Raw genomic sequence first — 20,669 nt, 5'->3', positions numbered from 1 at the left:
TGACAGTATTTCTTTTTAGCGCTTTCAATTATAAATCCTTGAGATTTATAAAGAATGTCCCGATGCTTAAAGAAAGACTATCGTTAATCTCAAGAAGTTTTCCCGGATACCTTTCTTTTTCTCTATTGGCGAGCACCATATCGCTAACAATCTATATGATTATTGCCACACCCCTGTTCATATTGTTGTATTGCTATATAGCCAATCAAAACTCAATAATTCAAGGAGATGAAAATTCGCAAACAACCTTTTTTACCATCTTGCTATATCTAACAACTTTCGTCACAAGCGTTATTATCCTCTGCATCCATACTTGGAAATCATTCGCGATAGCGTTCTTATTTGGCAGAATGATGGCAAAAGAAAATGTTGAAAACAATGAGAAGGATACTGCCATTACAGAGTGAGAAATGTATAATTTCCGAACAACGTAGGAAAAGGTAGCAGATGACAAAAATAGAAAGACAGAAACAGACCGTGCGTGAGATAATAAAACTTTACGCAACACATAAAAAAGGCTGTAAAGAACTGACCGGAGAACTGAAAGAGTTGGCTGATTATTGTGATAAACGATTGGAACATTGCCGTTGGGGAGAAAAGAAACCTGCTTGCAAGAATTGCTCATCACATTGTTATGCTAAAGAAAAACGTGAAGAAATAAGAAAAATCATGAGATGGGCAGGTCCAAGAATGTTCTTCTATCATCCGGTGAAAGCAATAAAACATCTAATGAACAAATAAATCATTTGAAACAAAAATTTTATCATGTTGAAACAAAATTTTATCATGGGAAAAGTCCTGACGGCATTACTTGCCTTAATCGGACTCTCATCTTGTGGCTCATCCATGCAAGTAAAGACCGAAAATGTAAACGTAAACGAGTTTGAGGCGATCATTGCCAAGAAAAAAGTGCAATTGGTGGATGTGAGAACACCTGAAGAATACACAGAAGGGCATATTCCGGGTGCTATTAACATAGATGTATTAAATTCAACATTTGAAACCATAAGTAAAAAACAGCTTAACAAAAAGCATATGGTAGCAGTGTATTGTCGTTCCGGAAAACGATCAGCCAAAGCATGCTCCATACTTAATAAAGAAGGATATAAAACAACCAACTTATTGGGAGGATTTATGGCTTGGGAGGAAAAAGACAAGCGCATAGCGAAATAACACCATATTTGCTGAGAACTTGAGTGCAACTTATGATAGAAACCCCATTCTTTTCAGTCAACTATCCATTTTAGCACTCTCGCAAATCACTTGACAAAACAGATACCGGTCCAATAATGTCCTAAATATTCTTCATTCATCCACCCAAAGCTTAGCTTTCACTTTCCAAAAACTTACCTTTTGCACTGCAAAAGGTCATGAATTGGAATACAAAAGCCAAGCTTTTAAATCGCAATTAATATCATCCTGATTATCAACAGATTACAAAGTGTGTTCCCAATATGGTTTTTGTAATATAATTTCATGATGTCGGACAGGTAGAATGTTCGCTGTCAAGCGTCTGCCATACACCACCTGAATGTGAATTGGAGATATACGCCATGTATGATGAGAGAGAAAACACGTCAAGTCTTATGATTTATGCGATGCTTCGTGAGTTGTCGAAAAATATTTAGTACACTATTGATACCCATCAGATGAATTAATATTTGTAGCACTTTGTCAAGTGATTTATTAGAAAAAAATGATGATGACAATAAAATTGAGACAAGGGATATAAATCAATATAAGATGTATTATATTCAGTTTGGATAATCAATTCGCGAATTTAGGGAATTTCCTTTCCCATTTAGGGAAAATCCCTTTAATTGCCCATCTTTTATTTGTTCTTTTGCATTGTAACATCATAGTGCTTTATGCACAAAATTGATTAAACAAGAAAGGAAACATCACTATGAAGAAGTTTTTATTTACACTCGTCGCAGTATTCACAATATCTGTCTCAGCAGATGCAATGAGCTATGAGCAGGCACGCAATCAAGCATTATTCTTGACTGATAAGATGGCATACGAACTCAATCTTACGGAAGAGCAATATGAAGCCGCATACGAAATTAATTTAGATTATCTGATGAGTATCACCTCGGCAGACGATCTTTTTGGAGCATATTGGGCTCAACGCAATTTGGATTTAAGTTATATCTTATTGGATTGGCAATTCCGAACTTATACCAGTGCTGCCTATTTTTACAGACCGCTGTGGTGGGATGCCGGATACTGGCACTTCGGAATTTACGCACGCTATCCCCAGCGCAACTATTTTTATTTCGGCATGCCGAGATTTTACGCCGTCTATCGTGGCGGACACAGCTGGAGAATGAATGGCGGACGTAGTTGGTATAACGGACGTAATCTTTATGGTTCGAGAGGTAATGGCAACTCATTTGGTATGCGAGATAGATTTCAAAGAGGAGATTATCGAGATGGTTTCAACACACTATCGCAAAATCCACAAGACAACAGAAGACGTTCGTTTGGCAATCAACAAAATAGGAACTTTGGAGGAAGTCGCAACTTTGGCAATATAAACGCACCGAGAAGAAGTTCCACACGCACGACTGTGAACCAAGGAACGGGAAATTTCGGATTCAATTCACCCGAAAGTGGAAGATTCGGTGGCAGTCGAAGTGTTGGAAACGGTAATTTCAGACAGGCACCAAGTCGCTCATTTTCGCCTTCAAGAGGAAATCGTTCTTTTGGAACACAAAATAGGAGTTTTGGAGGTGGTACACGTTCAGTAGGTGGTAATAACAATCGCTCCACATTTGGTGGACATAGATAAATGCCAATTCGGATAAGCTGATAAGAATATGTCCCATATGAGCAACTGAATCTTATTATATGATACGTTTTAGCATTTGAACTGCTACAGAAGACACGTGTTTTTATTCATAGGCTTTCAAATGGTACAAGGGTAATAAATAATGGACATTTGGAGCTTTTCAGCCTACCAAATGTCCATTACGCCTGAATTTATTTATGGCACTATTGAAAAACGCTCGCTTCAAGTTTTTTGCATGAAGCGAGCGATGTCTAAATCTTATTCAGCTAATGGGTTACTTGATGTTTTTCAATACTGCAAGCAAATGATCCCACACCATCTGAGCCGATGGTATATGTAAGCGTTCTTCCGGAGTGTGAACGAAGCGCAGTGTCGGACCGAAGCTAACCATGTCTAAATCCGGATATTTTTCAGAGAAAAGACCACATTCCAATCCTGCGTGTATGCCGAGTACTTTCGGTTCTTTGCCAAAAAGCTTTTTGTATTCTTCGACTGCAACCTCTACAAGCCTTGAGTCAGGGTTCATTTTCCATGCCGGATATCCGTCACCTTGTTCAACCTTAGCACCGGCAAGTTCAAAGCATGCCTTTATGCTGTTAGCAATGTTCTTTAGGTTGCTCATTACGCTTGATCGCTGCGAGGCTACCACTTCTACTTTGTTGTCTTCACTCTGAACGCTGGCAATATTGCTTGAGGTTTCAACGAGATAGGAAATAATCTCGTCCTGACAATTGGCAATAGGACCATTTATCATCGCTTGAATGGCGGAGATGAGATTTCGACTTACTTTCTTTTCCATTACTTTTTGGGTGTCAGCACTTTCCATATTCCAAACCATGTTGGGATCAGACACGTGATATTCGTCTTGAACATCGTTTGTGAAGATGTTCCAATCAGCCTTTACCTCTTCTTTCTTGTTGGTTGGAACCGCGAAAATAACTTTTCCGTCACGAGGAATGGCATTGTGCATCTTTCCTGAGTTCCATTGAGCCAATCGCAAGTCCATTTTCTCTTGCTCCATATAGAGGAAACGCGACAAAATCTTAATGGCATTGGCGCGTTGCTTGTTGATATCATCTCCGGAATGTCCGCCGATAAGACCCTTCAGGCTTGCTTCCATGAAGAAATAGTCCATTGGCGCGTCCTCTCTCTCGAAGGAGAATGTAGCTGCCGTGGTAATGCCTCCGGCACAGCTGACAAAAAGCTGACCTTCGTCTTCTGAGTCAAGATTGATAAGATACTTGCCCGACAAAAATCCTGCTTCAAGTCCGAAAGCTCCCGTAAGCCCTGTTTCTTCATCCACGGTGAAAAGACATTCGATGGGACCATGTTCAATGTCATCTGAATCCAAGATAGCCAATTCGTAAGCACAACCAATTCCATCGTCAGCACCAAGTGTTGTCCCTTCGGCTGTTAGCCATTCGCCTTCAACTTTAGTTTTAATCGGGTCATTGTAAAAATCGAAATCGACATCTACCAACTTATCGCAGACCATATCCATGTGGCTCTGAAGGATTACGGTGGGAACATTTTCCATTCCCTTGGTTGCCGGTTTGCAGATAAGCACATTGCCGGTTTTATCTACCTTTGTTTCAAGGTTGCGACTTTTACCGAATTCCACCAAATATTCAATCATTCTTTCCTCATGCTTTGAGGGACGGGGAATTGCGTTAATCTTTGCGAATTGCTCGAAAACTTGAGCAGGTTTTAATTCTTTGTTTGTCATTTTTAATAGGTTTTTGTTTTGATATCTTCGCGATTTATGTTACCTTTGCCGAAAATATTTATTGCAAAGATATATAAAATGGTTGAGACATTATTATTGAGTATGTTAATAATTGCAATTGCGATAGTATTGTTGAGCATAAGAATCCTTTTTAAAAAAGGAGGGCAATTCAAATCCCAGCATATTCACGATAACAAAGCCTTAAGAAATCAAGGTATTCACTGCGTGTTAGACCAAGACAAAGAGGCAAGAGCACTCAATCGTGCATGCTGACATTACTAATATTTTTTTATGAGAAAAGAAAATAATAACAAAAAAAAAGATATACACCTATGAAGAAATTTTTAAGTGCCATGGCAATTGCAGTAACGACATTTGGAATAATGTCATGTAATAATAAGCCACAATCGAATGACACAAAAGCATCTACAAAGACAGAATCCGCTGCTTCCATTCAAAATGAACAAAAAGTTGCTTATGTGGAAATTGATTCCATCATGAGTCAATATACGTATTGGAAAGAAGTAACCAAAATAATGAAAGCCAAGGAGGCTAATATTCAGAAAACACTCGCCAATAAGCAGCAGTCCATCCAGAAAGCAGCTGCGAACTTCCAACAAGATATTCGCTCAAACAAATATACTCAGGCACAGGCTGAACAAATTCAGGCGAGTATTCAAAAACAAGCTCAGGATGCCGACGTTTTGCAACAGCGATTGGGGAGCGAATACCAAAATGAGGTTGCTAAATACAACAAGGCACTCTCAGATAGTGTTCACCACTTCCTCGTGGAGTATAACAAAGACAAGAAGTATTCTATGATTCTTGCCAAAAGTGGAGACAATATCCTTTATGCAGATAAGACATACAATATCACAAACGATGTTGTTAAAGGCTTAAACAAGGCATATAAAGGAATGAAAAAATAACTATTGATTGAAATCAATATATTCGCCATCCTCGAAGTTCGTGGATGGCGTTTTCTTTACTAATTCGAAAATTAATTTCCGGTGTATCGTAAGCATCCAATATTGGATGCTTACCGTGAAAGATGTGAATTGGTTAAATCATTTATCGGTTTCGAACCGTTTAAATAGATACAAATCAGCCCAAAAATACTGAAGGATGCCTCTAAATGAGAGAAATATCAAGAAAGCTATCCATAGTGCATGATTGCCCATGAGAGATGTTGTAAGAAAGTAAAATCCAAAGAAACACAACATCGCAACTAAAGAGGAGATTAACATACCTTTCGTTTCCGTCATTCCAATGAAAATTCCATCATATATAAAGGCGGAAACACCGGCAATGGGAATCAGACATGCCCATGGCAAATAGGGCTTTGATGCAATGATTACAGCCGCATCATCGGTTAGAAAACGAAGAAATCGTAAACCTCCTAAAACATACACGGCAGTAAAGAAAACAACCATACCCATTCCGAAACAAAACAACTGTCGTAACATGTTTGAAAATCCTTCTTTATCTTTCGCGCCATAATATTTACCACTTAAAGCCTCGCCTGCATAAGCAAACCCATCCATCACATAGGAAAATAAAGTGAAAAGAGTCATTAACAGAGTATTCACAGCAAGTATCATTGCTCCTTGCCTACCTCCAGCACTCGTAAAGAACATATTAACAGCTACAAGGCAAAGGGTTCGCAAAAAGATATCTCTGTTTACAGTAAAGAAATGTTTCCATGCGCCACAATAAGACAAAGTAGAGCGTATAAAACGTAATGAGAAATATTCGTTCCGTTTGGAATTAAAAATACTTTTTCGGTACAAACTCTTACGCAATATATAAAGCCCCATTAAGAAACCTGTCCACTGGGCAATCATTGTACCAGCTGCAACACCTTTTATCTGCCAATCCAACACAAAGACGAAAAACAAAGATGCAAGAATGTTCGTAATATTTTGGACAATGGCTATTATCATTGGGACTTTTGTGTTCTGCATTCCTATAAACCATCCGGTAAGACCATACAACCCCAACATTGCAGGTGCCCCCCATATTGTAATACGAAAATAAATACTCACTAATGAAACAGAACTAATCGGTGTGCCCATAAGAAGTACCATACTCCATTCTATGAACCTTTGGAATAGAATAAACAAGACACCCATGCAAAAACCTATTGTCAATGCACGTAAAAGTACTCGCAATGTATCATCCCACGACTTCTTTCCATACGCCTGAGAAGTCATCCCACTTGTACCCATTCTCAAAAAGCCAAGAACCCAATAGATAATATTAAAAATCATAGATCCCACGGCAATGGCACTGATATAAGTTTCATTACCAATATGTCCAACAATATATAAATCGACAAGACCTAATAATGGAACTGTTATATTACTGACAATAGATGGCAATGCCAAATTCAATATTTCTTTCACCTTCAGAGTCATACTTATAATTCAATAGGCATAATGCATAATTTATATATAATTATTTATTTTACACGTCATAATATAACATTTCCGTAGAATATGCAATAAAAGGCGTATTTATTATATTAATAGTAGTGCTTTTTTTATTATCTTTGCAATGTCATTCAATCATAATAGTGTTTAAATAGTTTGGTAAAGTAAATTAAGAACGAAAGAAGTATTAGTCTGGTAAGGAGATTGTTCGGAATGACTCTTTGTGGTTTAAGTTTAACTTTAAGGCGTGGGGACGGCGAGAGGCTGTAACCGCGCTCTTTTCAATATCTAATGTAATCTTTCGCTACAAGGTCATAATAAAGAGCTTCGAGTTCATCAATGGTTAAATTTTCCACCGAGTGCTCAATCATTCTAATCAACTCCGCCTTACGTGTATCGTCATTGTTTTGATTGAAGTTCATGATGGTATGACTTTAAAACGTAACTTGTACGTCTTTGAATATTCGTCCCAATTTGTACCTAACAATTCAAACCGTCCTATCTGTCGAGTCGAACGTACATGCTTGCCAATGCAAGGACACACATCATAGTCGCCAATTTTCACTACACGTATCTTCTCAGAAGCATTTAAAGAGTTATTTTCAATAGGAAACTTTTCTGCCATTGAAGATGTATTCACCATTTCGCAAATTACGGGCATGTCCAAATCTATGAGCCTATTCATCTCTTGTTCAATTACTTTCTCTTCCTTTCGTCCGGGTTTCGTTTCAAGCACGAAAGACATCATACTTTTCTTGCGTTCAATGTGAGAATTGTGGCTTCTCGTAGTACCAAACATTCTTATCATCAGCTGATTGAGAAGATGTTCGCATGTATGTGCAGGTGGAAAATCCTCTTTGCAATGAGAATTAAATTGATAATCGCTTAAAAACATATTCTTAAAATTTATAAATTCTTCCTGACAATGCATCAACCTGAATCTTGCAAAAGCCATCTTTAGAAAGTCTAACTTTGAGCTTTTCTCCTGATAAAAGATCTGTCATGTTTACATTTCCTTCTTTCAGTTCAAGATAGTCAAAAGCGTGAGTAGGGATGATTATGTCAGATTGGTGTGCTTCATTGTCAAAATTCGCCAAAACAAATAAGGTTTCGTCAACGGATTTCCGAAGAAACGCAAAGAGTTTTTTATCATTAAAATTATGATTATCCAAATTCGCATACATCAAATCAAAGGTCTTACCCTCGCGAACAGCTTTCTCAACATTACAGATATTCAATATTTTTTTGTACATAGTTTCCAGATAAAGCTGCCGGGGGGTAAGGTTTTTACGTGAAAAATAGCCATTATATACACCATCAACACACCAATAATCGAATATCGTGGAGCGACCGTCTAATCCGGAGAAGCCCTCTTCATCCATGCCTCGCTCGCCAAATTCCTGTCCAGCATATATCATGAATGGATTAGTACGCAACAAAGCCGAAACTATCATGCCAGGGATACCTTTTAGAGCATTCCCACTAAAAAAGTTGGATGCGACACGCTGTTCATCATGATTTTCAAGAAAGTAAAGCATGTGATCCCGAATATCATCCGTGTTCTGCCATACTTGAGTTATAGATGATGCAGGAAGTCTGTTACAGATTACTTCACGAAGACAATCATACATACCCACTTTATCATAAAGAAAGTCAAAGCCGGTATGTAGATAACTTCGATACAAGGAAGGATTATACACTTCGCCTATAAATAGAATGTCGGGATAACGCTCTTTTACTCTTTTGATGGTATAGGACCAAAACTCTTTTGGTACCATCTCTGCCATATCACATCGAAAACCATTAATTCCTTTTCCAGCCCAAAAAAGCAAGACATCTGTCATCTTTAGCCAAGTAGATGGTATGGGAGAGAAGTGGGAACTCCTCCCTCCTAAATCACAATAATCCACACCATAATTAAGCTTAACTGTTTCATACCAATCATTCCGTTGTGGATACGCATCAAATTTATCATTGCCGGTACACTTGGCCGGATATTCTTCATAAGGCGTGCACAAAAAATCACAATCATTGGTAACAGCAGACAAGTCTAAGTGCTCATTCGGACAATAATAGAAGTTATTTTGAGCATCAAAATGTTTACTTTTATCATCGGATTCGCCCAAATCCTTCACCTCATCCGGTTTCGCAATACTTTTGTATTCACGAGCGACATGATTAGGGACAAAATCTATTATTATCTTCAAACCTATATGATGGCATCTATGAATTAAAGCCTCAAACTCTTGCATTCTGCGAGGAACATTCACAGATATGTCTGGATCGATGTCGTAGTAATCAGTTATAGCATAGGGCGAGCCAGCCTTTCCCTTGACAATGATTGGTGTTTGAAGTGGGATACCATAAGACGCATAATTGGTTGTGGTTGCATGACGTAATATGCCGGTAAACCAAATACTATTTGCACCAAGATTTGCAATTTGCCGTAGAACCTTATAACTGAAATCATTCATCTTCCCCACCCCATTGTCGTGCAGACTTCCATTTTTTTTCCGGGTTTGATTTTTATTACCGAATGTTCGGGTCAGAACCTGATAAATTATTAGTTTCTCTTGCTTCATATTATAATTATCCAAAGTGGCAAAAAGGGGACAAAAGTGTTATTTAAATCTTCCTCTTAGAATTATTAGGATATTATCGTTTAGAGGAAACATTTGAATAACACTTTATACGCCTTTATCGTTTCCTTCAAACGAAAAAGATATACGATCTACACCAAACCATGAGCAACAACTTCCCTGTTGATACGCCCTATCATACCTTGCAAAGCTTTCCCGGGTCCACACTCAATAAACTCATCAGCACCTGATGCTATCATATTTAGAATACTTTCAGTCCAGCGAACACTTGATGTTAGTTGTGCGATAAGATTGGCTTTAATTTCAGCAGCATCAGTATGCGCTTTCGCGTCCACATTCTGATAAACAGGACATTTTGGTATCATAAAATGTGTTGTCTCTATAGCTTCCTGTAGTTCATCTTTTGCAGGTTGCATCAAGGGAGAATGGAAAGCACCACCTACCTTCAAAGGCAAAGCGCGTTTCGCACCTGCAGCTTTCAACTTATCACAAGCACTTTCTATACCCTCTTTTATACCAGAAATCACCAACTGACCCGGACAGTTATAATTTGCAGCTACACAAAGGCTTCCGTTATCACTGACCTGCTTGCAAATTTCTACTACTTTTTCATCAGACAACCCAATAATCGCAGCCATTGTGCCGGGATTCTTTTCACATGCTTTCTGCATCGCATTCGCACGAGCCGAAACCAACTTTAAACCATCTTCAAAACTTAAAGCTCCGGAAGCTACAAGGGCAGAAAACTCGCCAAGAGAATGACCAGCTGTCATATCCGGCTTAAACTTCTCTCCCAGGCAAAGAACTGAAACGACACTATGGAGGAATACTGCCGGTTGAGTAACTTTAGTTTCTTTCAACTGTTCATCGGTTCCTGCAAACATAATATCTGTAATTTTAAAGCCGAGTATTTTGTCAGCTTCATCAAAAAGTTTCTTTGCCAATGGAGAAGAGTCATAGAGTTCTTTACCCATACCAACAAATTGAGCACCTTGACCTGGAAAAACAAATGCTTTCATACTATATAAACTTTTAAAATTATTTTATAGATTGCAAAGATAGAGAAAAATCACGAGATACAACCTAAAGTAAGACTATTTCATACATTTTAAAGCAAAAGCTTTCACATCATTAACAACATGAAGAACATATAACATAAGGTATCGTTTATTTCCCTAACGCCAAATTATAGTTACTAAAGCGGTTGTTTTGGGTCAGTCGTAAAACCCAGTTGCATCCCCTCCCTCTCATGCACATAATTTCATAAGTATTTGTTATCTTTGCATCATGAAGACCGAGCAATTGTTGCGTTGTATCTTTCCAGAGATACTTGCAGATTATTTTGATGTGATAGATATCCAAGAGAGCATTTCCCGGATAGACTTCTGGTTGGATGAGCGTAACTTTATGGAAGAGGCAGACCGCAAGGCCGGCAAAGTAAGCTGTTACGGCTTTACCGCCGAACGGGTTGTCCATGACTTTCCCCTTCGTGGCAAGCCCGTTTACCTTCATGTCCGCCGTCGAAAATGGCATGACAGTTCCACGGGTGAGATATTCAGTTATTCTTACGATGACTTGACGGCTGAGGGCAGCAAACTATCCCCTGAGTTCGTTTCTTTTTTAAAAGAATAGAATTGAGTCTACTGCGGAGAGCATTACAGGTATCGGCTCTCATTATGGCGTAGACGGTAAGCAGCTTTCCACACAATACAAGGAGCATTTCAGTGATTATCGCCAGTGGGAGCAGTTGTCGCATGCGGGAGACTGGCTGCTGTTTGATGAGAACCTGGGAGAGAGCCTGAGTATCGATGAGACTTGTCTGAGCAGCGGTGAGGTCTATACGTTTCTGACCAACAAGGCCGGCAAAGGTGGCAGGGGTACGCTGGTAGCTGTGGTCAGGGGAACAAAAGCCGAAGATGTGATCCGTGTTCTGGAAAAGATTGACCTTTCCAAAAGAAAGACTGTCAAGGAGATAACGCTCGACTTGTCTTCCTCTATGATGATCATTGCGCGCACGGTGTTCCCCAAGGCACTCATCACCAGTGACAGGTTTCATGTGCAGAAACTTTACTATGACGCTTTGGACGACATGCGCATAGCCTACCGGTGGATGGCAAGGGACAGAGAAAATGAGGAGATGAAGGAAGCCAAAGCCAAGAATGAAACCTACAAACCATTCAGATACAGCAACGGTGACACACGCAAGCAACTGCTTGCCAGAGCGAAGTTTATACTGACTAAACACAAGTCCAAGTGGACGGAATCGCAAAGGCTAAGGGTGGAAATAATCTTTGAAAACTACCCAGAACTCAAAAAAGCCTATGACCTGGCCATGGAACTTACCGATATTTATAATGCCGAAAGCATCAAGGACGCGGCAAGGCTGAAACTGGCTAAGTGGTTTAACGAGGTAGAGAAGTTGGGGGTGGACAACTTCTATACGGTGATTGACACCTTTAAGAACCATTATGATACCATACTCAATTTCTTTGTCAATAGAGTCACAAATGCCAATGCTGAATCCTTCAACGCAAAAGTCAAAGCCTTCAGGGCACAGTTCAGGGGAGTAACGGATATTCCTTTCTTCCTTTACAGGCTTATAAAATTATGTGCATGAGAGGGAGGGGGATGCAACTGGGTTTTACGACTGACCCGCTATTACCTATAATCAAATACTTTAATCACACCTCAAGTAGTCGGTACGAGAATCGAACTCGTATGCCAAGATTGAGAATCTTGTATCCTAACCGTTAGATGAACCGACCAATAAAAGCGGAAGGAGGGGGATTCGAACCCCCGGTACGCTAACGCGCACGGCAGTTTAGCAAACTGCTGGTTTCAGCCACTCACCCATCCTTCCGGAAATAAGTTAGAACCGAGAAGCCAAGCATTTTATAAATGCGGTGCAAAGATACTATATAATTTCTAAACGTGCAAATTTTTGTCGCATTATTTCACAAACAAAACAATAGTACTCTAAACAAATCTGTCGTAAGTCGGGAATTTAAGCGCAATCGCAATAAACATGAAACGTATAGTTACTCTCATGCGCAGATGCTTGCAAGTGTCCATAAGAGCGTCTTCGCAAGAACCGCGCTTTACAGAAGAAATAAAGAACCACATCACCCGCTATATGTGACAACTCCAATGACCTTCGGAACAGATACTCGGCTATTGTAAACTCAAAGGCTGCAACATGGCTTCCACCGAGGGATGTTCCTTTCTTATCTTCAAAATGGGTGAACCTGATGCCCTCTGACCAAAAGGGTTGCATAAACAGGGATTTATACGAGTGATAATTTATAAGAGGGTGTATCATAAAGACGAGTTATGATACGCCCTCTTTAATTATATATAACAGGTTATTTCTCTATGGCAGCCACTCCCGGCAACACTTTGCCTTCAATAGCTTCAAGCATGGCACCGCCACCGGTGGAAACATAGGAAACTTCCCCTGCCAGTCCAAACTTGTTGACCGCGGCAACCGAGTCGCCACCACCAATCAGTGAGAATGCACCGTTTTTCTTTGTAGCCTCAGCTACATATTTTGCAATTTCACCGGTACCGTGAGCAAAATTCTCCAACTCAAACACACCTACCGGACCATTCCAAAGAATTGTTTTTGAGTCAAGGATGATTTTCTTCCAGATTGCCAAACTTTCTTCCGAAGCGTCCATTCCCTCCCACTCGTCCGGGATTTGGTTTATTGGGAATACCTTGCGCTCGGTATCATTAGAAAAGTCCTTTCCGCACAAGGTAGCTACGGACAGCGAAAGATTAACGCCTTTTTCCTTGGCAGCGGCAATAACATTCAGAGCTTCTCCCATTAAATCATCCTCATGAAGAGAGTTCCCAATTTTTCCTCCTTGAGCCTTAATAAAAGTGTAGCCCATACCGCCACCAATAATAAGGTTATCTACTTTGTCCAATAAGTTTTTGATAACACCAAGTTTGGAACTAACCTTGGAGCCTCCTATTATCGCGGTAAATGGGTGCTGTGCATTTTTCAAAACATTGTTGATGGCCGTAACTTCCTTTTCCATCAAGAAGCCCAACATTTTGTGATTTGCGTCAAAAGAGTCGGCTATAACAGCAGTAGAGGCGTGTTTTCGGTGTGCGGTTCCAAAAGCATCATTAACATATACATCCGCATAAGATGCCAGTTTTTTCGCAAAATCAGCTTGTCTGACTTTCATTTCCGCTGCGGCTTTGTCATATTCCGGTGTACCTTTTTCTATACCGACGGGCTTGCCTTCTTCCTCTGCATGGTAGCGCAAGTTTTCCAACAACAATGCCTCTCCGGCTTTTAAGGCTGCTACTTCTGCATCAGCATTCGCGGCATCCTTTGCGAATTTTACTTCTACCCCAAGGACATTGCTCACATTTTTTACAATCTGTCGCAATGAAAGCTCCGGTTTTACTTTACCTTTCGGTTTTCCCATGTGACTCATCATTATCAGGGAACCGCCATCAGCCAACACCTTCTTCAATGTTGGCAAAGCTCCACGGATTCGAGTATCATCAGTTACGTTGCCATTTTCATCCAATGGCACATTAAAATCAACGCGAACGATAGCTTTCAGTCCTGCGAAGTTAAAATCATTAATTTTCATCTGATTATGTTTTGTAGTTAGAATTGAATACATCTTTACCGCAAAAATAAGCATATTTAATTGATTTATGAAATCAAATACAATCTTTTTTGTATTTTTGCAGAAAATACACTTCAATGAAAGATTCTATTATCATTATTAGTGGCGGACTTGACTCCGTTACTTTACTTTATGAGAAGCAAGAAGAAATATCACTTGGAATTTCTTTTGATTATGGGCAAAATCACGCATGCAAAGAGTTGCCTTTGGCAAAATATCATTGCGAAAAGTTAGGAATTCCTCATATTGTCATTCCCCTCAATTTCATGCAACAGTACTTCACAAGTTCTTTGATGGAAGGTGCGGACAAGATTCCGAATGGGCACTATGATGAGGAGAACATGAAATCTACTGTTGTCCCTTTTCGTAACGGTATCATGCTTTCCATCGCCATAGGTATTGCCGAAAGTAGAAAAATGCGACGCATCTACATTGCCAACCACGGAGGCGACCATACGATTTATCCTGATTGCAGACCGGAGTTCATCGCTGCCATAAGAGCTGCCGGTTCCGCCGGCACTTTCAACAACATTCGGATTGAAGCACCCTATACTTTGCTGACAAAAGCTGATATTGTTCGCAAGGGAATAAAATTAGGTGTGGATTATTCTATGACTTGGAGCTGCTATAAAGGTGGGGAACAACATTGTGGCACATGTGGCACGTGCATAGAGCGTCATGAAGCTTTCCTTGCCGCAGGTGTAAAAGATCCGACGACTTATGAAAAGACATAAGATTTTCCCTGTATAGCTCTGTGTATGTTAGGAGGGGTTAGAACTCCACCGTTATTTTTCCATTAATCTGCCTGCCGGTAAGATAGTTAGGAACAGCATACTGTTGCCCGGCAATGTCCGTAACCCAATAATAAGAATTTACGTTATTAATCCCCAAAAGGTTCAGGCAATCTACCCCAAGCCATATATTGCGAAAAACCGAATGTTTTGAACGGTCGTGATTATCAAACAACCGATAGCTCATACCTATATCGGCACGCCGGTATGCCGGTGCTCGGAAAGAATTTCTCTCCAACTCTCTATGAGGTGCTGAGAAAGGAAGTCCATCGGCATAAGCCAATTTTAGCGACATCCGCCAGCGTGTGGTTCCCGGGAAATAATCGGTGAAATACAAGTTTACGGAAAACTTCTGATCTGTAGGTAATGGAATATTCCTGCCATTCAGTTTCATTCTTGTATTCATAATGCTAAAAGTGAGCCATGAATCAGCATCGGGGACAAACTCTCCGAATAACTTCAAATCAATGCCCGCTGCATGACCGGAAGAGCGATTATCGCCATAATAGGTAACTTTCACGTTATCCACAGAATAGGGGATGAGCCGTGAAAGAACTTTATAATATAGTTCCGCCGTGAATTTGAATGGTCGGTTCATCATTCGGAAGTTGTAATTCATTGCGGCAAGAATGTGAATGGAACGTTGAGACTTTATTTTCTTGTTCAACAATGCGTAAGTAATGCCATTAACAACAGTTGTATCGCGCAACTCCTTGTAGAAAGGTGCTTGATAATATAATCCGCCAGCCAGACGAAACGACAGATTGCGATTCCATCCGGGTGTGACGGATAAAGAGGCACGTGGCGAGAAGATGCTTTCTCCATTGTAATTCCAATGCGCGAAACGTACTCCGTAATTAAGCGTGAACAACGTGGGAATTGAATCGCGAGTTTGGAAATGCCATGTATCCTGCAAATATGTTTCTATTCTTTTTGCGTCAAGTTTATTACGCGCACGGAGTGAGTAAATCAGATTCAGATCGTTCCCCGTATGCGGTATGTTATACCCTGCGGAATCACGATATTCGTATTCTGATGAGTTCTCTTTAATACTTTCTATCTTATAAGTAAACGCACCTTCAATATTATGTTTCCCTGCCTTATGCTTCAACATCAACTTGAGGCTCTGTACATTTGCTCGCAAATAATCTCGAGAGTGTTGCGAATACGTACCTACCCCAAGATTTTCCGATGTTTCAGTTTGAGTAAGCCAATATTGTCCTTGTATGTCATAGCTTTGATTTTCTTTAGTTGAGAAAGCGGAAGCAATGAGCGATATTTCAGTTTTTGCGGACAGATGATTGGTAACACTGAGCGTGCCAAAGAATGTACGGAAATCATCCTTTTCCTTACCATCAAAATATACCTTGAACGATTTCACGTTTTCCATGGTTCCAAAGCGTGTTTCTCGGTCTTGGGGTTGGAAATTGTATTCGTTGTTGGAAATATTCCCAATGAAATCTATTCTCCAACGCCGATTAGGCAACCATGACAAGTAAGTTTGATAATCAAGAAAGGAAGGTTTATATTCACCTTTTGTTTCCAATGTTCCCAACAAATATTTATTAGTTTTATAGCGTAAGCCATTACTCCATGTCAGCTTTTTAGTGGCTAATCCCAAATATCCACTTGCGCCGAGCAACGATGCCGAGAGGGCAGCTTCGGTTTCTTTAGGACGTTTGTATTGAATGTCTAATGCCGAACTCATCTTATCGCCATATTTAGCTTCAAAGCCACCGGTAGAAAAGCCAACACTTTCCACCATATCGGGATTAATGACAGAAAGTCCTTCCTGTTGTCCGCTACGCACCAAGAATGGGCGATACACTTCGACGTTATTGATATATACCGAATTTTCATCAAAAGTCCCCCCTCGCACGTTATATTGAGATGACAATTCCGAATGTGTGGAAACACCCGCCTGTGTTTGTACCAATTCCTCAACCGCGTTTCCTGTCGCTGATGGAGCTTGCTTGTTCTTTTCCAAATCAAGGTTCTCCGTTGTTCCATGAACGCGCGCTTTCCCCTCAACCACCACTTCTTGCAACTCGTTATCATCGGCCAATTGCACAAGCAGGGTTTGCTTTCCCCGAGGTCGATGCAAAGTTCTTATTTTAGTCTTATAGCCTATCATGGAAAATCTGACCTTCACAGAATCTTCACTTCGCAAAGTCAGACTGAATTCACCTTTCAAGTTACTCATGGCTAATTTGCCTTGAGAAACCACCATGATGGAAGCCAATTCTATCGGGTTACCATCCTTGTCGGACACCTTGCCCTGAAGCGTGAACGATTGTCCAAATGCAGAAAAACTGATTAGCAGGGACAAGATGATGATGAGTATCGACTTATTTTTTTTCAACATATTTTGATAACGCATCCTCTACTCCATTTATTGTTTATATAAGTCTGCGATGTGAATTTTATTTACAACCGACATAAAATTACAAACGTTTTCTGAAAGGAATGTGAAACGGTGAGAAAACAGCGCAATCTCAATGCTTTCATAACTTGCTGTATTTCAATATATTGACGAAACATATAAAAAAGCCATATTTATTCTGTATAGAAAAGCCCACAAAAGCTTAGCCATTACAGTCTAAAAGATTATCAATCGTTGAGTAATTGCTCATCTATTGGCTCGCAAAAGGTAAGCTGTTGCAACACTAAAAACAGTTTTCAGTATAAAAAACATCGAGAAAATGGGTTTCAACCGATGAGAACTCAAAATTTCAGAGCTATTTCACGATTTTGCAAATGTTAAAAAACAGTCGTTTTATTTTACAAAAAAAATCAGAATGAAAGTAATTGATAATTCAACATACCCATTAACGGAGAGCGTTCAATCTTTACCACTTCATAACCAAAGTCATCAGCTATTTCCTGAAAAAAATCCTTGAAATAATAAGAAACACTTCCTATGGCGGAAATTTTATTATTTCCCAAATCATCATAATGACGAATGTTTTTTGAAAAGAATTGATAGAAATTAAATTTCACCAAACGCTTCAAGTCGTCTTCCTGAATATTCTCAAGTATAAATTTTGATGTATTGGCAAGAAACCTGTTTGCCAATGGTTTGCGATAGACACGTTCTATCACGTCGGTATAGGTAAGTCCGGCTTGCTCCAGATATTTATCACGTATTCTACCGGAAATATCGCCTTTGAAAATACCATTAAGAAAAAGTTTTCCCAATGCCGCTCCACTTCCTTCATCACCCAAAATATAACCAAGCGGAGGAACGTTGCGCACTATTTTTCTACCATCATAGAAACAACTGTTCGACCCCGTTCCGAGAATGCAAGCCACCCCGCCGCTCTTTCCGTAGAGTGCCCGAGCCGCACCTAACATATCTCCGGCAACCTCGATAACAGCTTGGGGAAACACCTCTTGTAAACAATAGCGCATCAAAGGAATTGTGGTTGTGTTACAACCGGCACCATAAAAGGCAACCTCTGAAATAGTTTCTGATATCCGGTTCAGTTGAAACTTCTCGAAACATTTCAGCAGCAATTCCTCACGAATAATCCCCATGATGACATCACGAGATTGATGAAAAGGATTAATCCCCTGCGTCTGAATTCGTAAAACATCCGGTTTGAATTTTTCTCTTGAAACAGTATTGGAGCATAATGCCCAATCCGTCTTCGTACTTCCGCTATCGGCTACAAGTATCATAAGTATGTGTATTTATTGCAAAAGTAATAAAAAAAACGATATTGCTCAATGTAAAACATTAAACTTTAGTATCTTTGCATGAAGAATTGAAGAAGACAGGTGCAAACATCTGCATTTTGGGAGTTTATCCATTAAGATATGAAAAGAAACAACATTTTTATCGCAGGTCCCTGCGTGATAGAAAATATGCAACTTCTTGATACGGTTGCGAAGGAACTTGTTCGCCTGAATAATAAATTTGATACTGACATTATTTTCAAGGCCAGTTTCGACAAAGCAAACCGTACAAGCCTACACTCCTTTCGCGGACCGGGACTAAAGGAAGGATTGGCAATGCTAAAAGCCGTAAAAGAGAAATATGGTTTGAAAATCCTGACCGATATTCACGAGAGCAGTCAGGCTGAAGCCGTAAGCAAAGTGGCAGATGTGATACAAATACCGGCATTCTTGTGCCGGCAGACCGACTTACTGGTAGCGGCTGCAAAGACCGGAAAGGTGGTAAATATCAAGAAAGCTCAATTCCTTAGTGGAAAAGACATGAGATATCCTGTTGAGAAGTGCCGGGAAAGCGGTGCCCAAGAGATATGGCTCACTGAACGAGGCAACAGTTTCGGATATAATAACCTAATCGTTGATTTTAGGAACATTCCCGACATGAAGGAAATAGTTCCCACGGTAATAATGGACTGCACGCACAGCGTTCAACGACCAAGCGCGGGAAACGGAAAGACCGTAGGCGACAGGAAGTTTGTTCCCGCAATGGCATTGGCAGCAAAGGCCTTTGGTGCCACAGGATATTTCTTTGAAGTGCACCCCGAACCGGATTTGGGACTGAGCGATGCTGCGAATATGTTGGAATTGTCAAACCTTGAAAGAACAATAGAAAAATTGCTATGAAAAAAGCAGAAGACAGACTTGAAAGGGTGAGAGAATATGCAAGCCAATGCATTAAGGAAGAGGCAAATGCAACTCTGGCACTTATCGACCAACTGGATGAGAACTTCGATAAAGCTGTCAGCCTGATGTTCCATTGCAAAGGGAAAATCATTGTTACCGGAGTGGGTAAAAGTGGGAATATAGGCGCAAAGATAGCTGCGACCTTGTCTTCGACAGGCACGCCTGCATTCTTCGTCAATCCCTTGGACGTATATCACGGCGACTTGGGAGTTATGACCAAAGATGACGTGGTACTTGCGCTTTCCAATTCGGGACAGACAGATGAATTGCTGCGATTCATCCCCATGGTGCTCCACATGAACATCCCCATCATTGGCATGAGCGCGAACGCACAATCCTTATTGGCAAAATATTCCACAGTACACATAAAGGTGTGGGTAGAAAAAGAAGCATGTCCGCTGAACCTCGCTCCAACAAGTTCAACCACTGCCGCACTGGTAATGGGCGATGCGTTGGCTGTGGCACTGATGGAAGTCAGAAAGTTTCGACCAAAAGACTTTGCCCAATTTCATCCGGGAGGAGAGCTTGGCAAACGTTTACTGACTACAGCTCAAGACGTAATGCGGTCGGATGAATTGCCCATAATTCCAAAATGCACCCACTTGGGAGATGCTATCATATTGGTGAGCAAAGGAAAATTGGGCTTAGGAGTTTCACTCGAAGAAGAAAAAGTTATCGGACTGATAACCGATGGCGATATCAGACGCGCAATGGAAAAATGGCAAGCGAAATTCTTTGACCATAAAGTTGAGGACATCATGACAACCGCCCCCAAAATGGTGGCACCAACAACAAAAATAACAGAAATTCAAAGAATGATGCATCAATATAAAATTCACACGGTCCTTGTCTGCGATGAGGAAAAGAAATTGTTGGGGGTTGTGGATCATTACAGTTGCATGATTTGACGAACCGAACAAAAATGACAGATTAAAGAAATAAGATTGAAAAATAAGATAAAATATATCTTTACCTTGTTCTTGTGTGCGATTGCGATTTGGGCAAATTCATCAACTCTCTCATCGCATCGCACAAC

General features: G+C 40.2%; 18 protein-coding genes and 2 tRNA genes. 9 read left to right on the top strand and 11 right to left on the bottom strand.

What is annotated here, in order from left to right:
* Window positions 1-447: 447 nt before the first annotated feature.
* The 3 genes from E0E16_RS02510 to E0E16_RS02500 all read left to right on the top strand — a co-directional run bounded on the left by E0E16_RS02510 (window position 448) and on the right by E0E16_RS02500 (window position 2,794).
* On the top strand, window positions 448-741 hold the full coding sequence (locus E0E16_RS02510) for a nitrous oxide-stimulated promoter family protein (protein ID WP_130828688.1): 294 nt from the start codon (window positions 448-450) through the stop codon (window positions 739-741).
* A 24-nt stretch (window positions 742-765) separates the two neighbouring features.
* Window positions 766-1,173, top strand: coding sequence for a rhodanese-like domain-containing protein (locus tag E0E16_RS02505; protein WP_240048092.1), 408 nt, complete (start codon window positions 766-768; stop codon window positions 1,171-1,173).
* A gap of 733 nt (window positions 1,174-1,906) precedes the next feature.
* Window positions 1,907-2,794: a hypothetical protein gene (locus E0E16_RS02500; protein ID WP_130828687.1), complete on the top strand. Its 888-nt coding sequence runs from the start codon at window positions 1,907-1,909 to the stop codon at window positions 2,792-2,794.
* Between the two features lie 274 nt (window positions 2,795-3,068).
* Here the strand turns inward: E0E16_RS02500 and E0E16_RS02495 are convergent, their stop codons facing one another.
* The gene (locus E0E16_RS02495; protein ID WP_130828686.1) at window positions 3,069-4,520 is read right to left on the bottom strand and encodes an aminoacyl-histidine dipeptidase; all 1,452 of its coding nucleotides are present in this window, start codon (window positions 4,518-4,520) and stop codon (window positions 3,069-3,071) included.
* Between the two features lie 332 nt (window positions 4,521-4,852).
* Between E0E16_RS02495 and E0E16_RS02485 the strand changes: the two genes are divergently transcribed.
* Window positions 4,853-5,449: an OmpH/Skp family outer membrane protein gene (locus E0E16_RS02485; protein WP_130828684.1), complete on the top strand. Its 597-nt coding sequence runs from the start codon at window positions 4,853-4,855 to the stop codon at window positions 5,447-5,449.
* Window positions 5,450-5,587: 138 nt separating this feature from the next.
* Here E0E16_RS02485 and E0E16_RS02480 read toward each other — a convergent pair whose 3' ends face one another.
* The 5 genes from E0E16_RS02480 to fabD form a co-directional block, all read right to left on the bottom strand.
* Window positions 5,588-6,937: an MATE family efflux transporter gene (locus tag E0E16_RS02480; RefSeq protein WP_130828683.1), complete on the bottom strand. Its 1,350-nt coding sequence runs from the start codon at window positions 6,935-6,937 to the stop codon at window positions 5,588-5,590.
* Window positions 6,938-7,233: 296 nt separating this feature from the next.
* On the bottom strand, window positions 7,234-7,374 hold the full coding sequence (locus tag E0E16_RS13445; RefSeq protein ID WP_165444184.1) for a hypothetical protein: 141 nt from the start codon (window positions 7,372-7,374) through the stop codon (window positions 7,234-7,236).
* The gene (locus E0E16_RS02475; protein WP_130828682.1) at window positions 7,371-7,847 is read right to left on the bottom strand and encodes an alanyl-tRNA editing protein; all 477 of its coding nucleotides are present in this window, start codon (window positions 7,845-7,847) and stop codon (window positions 7,371-7,373) included. Before E0E16_RS02475 ends, E0E16_RS13445 begins: the two co-directional genes overlap by 4 nt.
* A 4-nt stretch (window positions 7,848-7,851) precedes the next feature.
* On the bottom strand, window positions 7,852-9,534 hold the full coding sequence (locus E0E16_RS02470) for an alpha-amylase family protein (RefSeq protein WP_130828681.1): 1,683 nt from the start codon (window positions 9,532-9,534) through the stop codon (window positions 7,852-7,854).
* A gap of 149 nt (window positions 9,535-9,683) precedes the next feature.
* A complete protein-coding gene (gene fabD, locus E0E16_RS02465) occupies window positions 9,684-10,571 on the bottom strand; it encodes an ACP S-malonyltransferase (RefSeq protein ID WP_130828680.1) in 888 nt (295 codons plus the stop codon).
* A gap of 268 nt (window positions 10,572-10,839) precedes the next feature.
* Here fabD and E0E16_RS02460 point away from each other — a divergent pair, with 268 nt between their 5' ends.
* Both E0E16_RS02460 and E0E16_RS02450 read left to right on the top strand, forming a co-directional pair.
* Window positions 10,840-11,184, top strand: a complete 345-nt coding sequence (locus E0E16_RS02460) for an ISAon1 family transposase N-terminal region protein (RefSeq protein ID WP_130828679.1) — start codon at window positions 10,840-10,842, stop codon at window positions 11,182-11,184.
* A gap of 1 nt (window position 11,185) precedes the next feature.
* Window positions 11,186-12,169, top strand: a complete 984-nt coding sequence (locus E0E16_RS02450; RefSeq protein WP_439650603.1) for an ISAon1 family transposase — start codon at window positions 11,186-11,188, stop codon at window positions 12,167-12,169.
* Window positions 12,170-12,245: 76 nt separating this feature from the next.
* Here the strand turns inward: E0E16_RS02450 and E0E16_RS02445 are convergent.
* The 3 genes from E0E16_RS02445 to E0E16_RS02435 form a co-directional block, all read right to left on the bottom strand.
* Window positions 12,246-12,317 (bottom strand) — tRNA-Glu (locus E0E16_RS02445).
* An 8-nt stretch (window positions 12,318-12,325) separates the two neighbouring features.
* A tRNA-Ser gene (locus tag E0E16_RS02440) sits at window positions 12,326-12,412 on the bottom strand.
* A gap of 502 nt (window positions 12,413-12,914) precedes the next feature.
* Window positions 12,915-14,165, bottom strand: a complete 1,251-nt coding sequence (locus E0E16_RS02435; RefSeq protein WP_130828676.1) for a phosphoglycerate kinase — start codon at window positions 14,163-14,165, stop codon at window positions 12,915-12,917.
* A 116-nt stretch (window positions 14,166-14,281) separates the two neighbouring features.
* Between E0E16_RS02435 and queC the strand changes: the two genes are divergently transcribed.
* Window positions 14,282-14,938: a 7-cyano-7-deazaguanine synthase QueC gene (gene queC, locus E0E16_RS02430; protein WP_130828675.1), complete on the top strand. Its 657-nt coding sequence runs from the start codon at window positions 14,282-14,284 to the stop codon at window positions 14,936-14,938.
* A gap of 37 nt (window positions 14,939-14,975) precedes the next feature.
* Here the strand turns inward: queC and E0E16_RS02425 are convergent, their stop codons facing one another.
* Window positions 14,976-17,360, bottom strand: coding sequence for a TonB-dependent receptor (locus tag E0E16_RS02425; protein WP_130828674.1), 2,385 nt, complete (start codon window positions 17,358-17,360; stop codon window positions 14,976-14,978).
* 428 nt (window positions 17,361-17,788) lie between these two features.
* Window positions 17,789-18,676, bottom strand: coding sequence for an ATPase (locus tag E0E16_RS02420; protein WP_130828673.1), 888 nt, complete (start codon window positions 18,674-18,676; stop codon window positions 17,789-17,791).
* A gap of 138 nt (window positions 18,677-18,814) precedes the next feature.
* Between E0E16_RS02420 and kdsA the strand changes: the two genes are divergently transcribed.
* A complete protein-coding gene (gene kdsA / locus E0E16_RS02415; RefSeq protein ID WP_130828672.1) occupies window positions 18,815-19,573 on the top strand; it encodes a 3-deoxy-8-phosphooctulonate synthase in 759 nt (252 codons plus the stop codon).
* Window positions 19,570-20,541: a KpsF/GutQ family sugar-phosphate isomerase gene (locus tag E0E16_RS02410; RefSeq protein ID WP_130828671.1), complete on the top strand. Its 972-nt coding sequence runs from the start codon at window positions 19,570-19,572 to the stop codon at window positions 20,539-20,541. The genes kdsA and E0E16_RS02410 overlap by 4 nt, the downstream gene beginning before the upstream one ends.
* The last annotated feature ends 128 nt before the right edge of the window (window positions 20,542-20,669 follow it).

Origin of the sequence: Prevotella rectalis (assembly GCF_900607215.1) — a bacterium.
Lineage (GTDB): Bacteria > Bacteroidota > Bacteroidia > Bacteroidales > Bacteroidaceae > Prevotella > Prevotella brunnea.
Note: the sequence above shows the minus strand (reverse complement) of the source record. Positions and strands in the feature narration are given on the sequence as shown.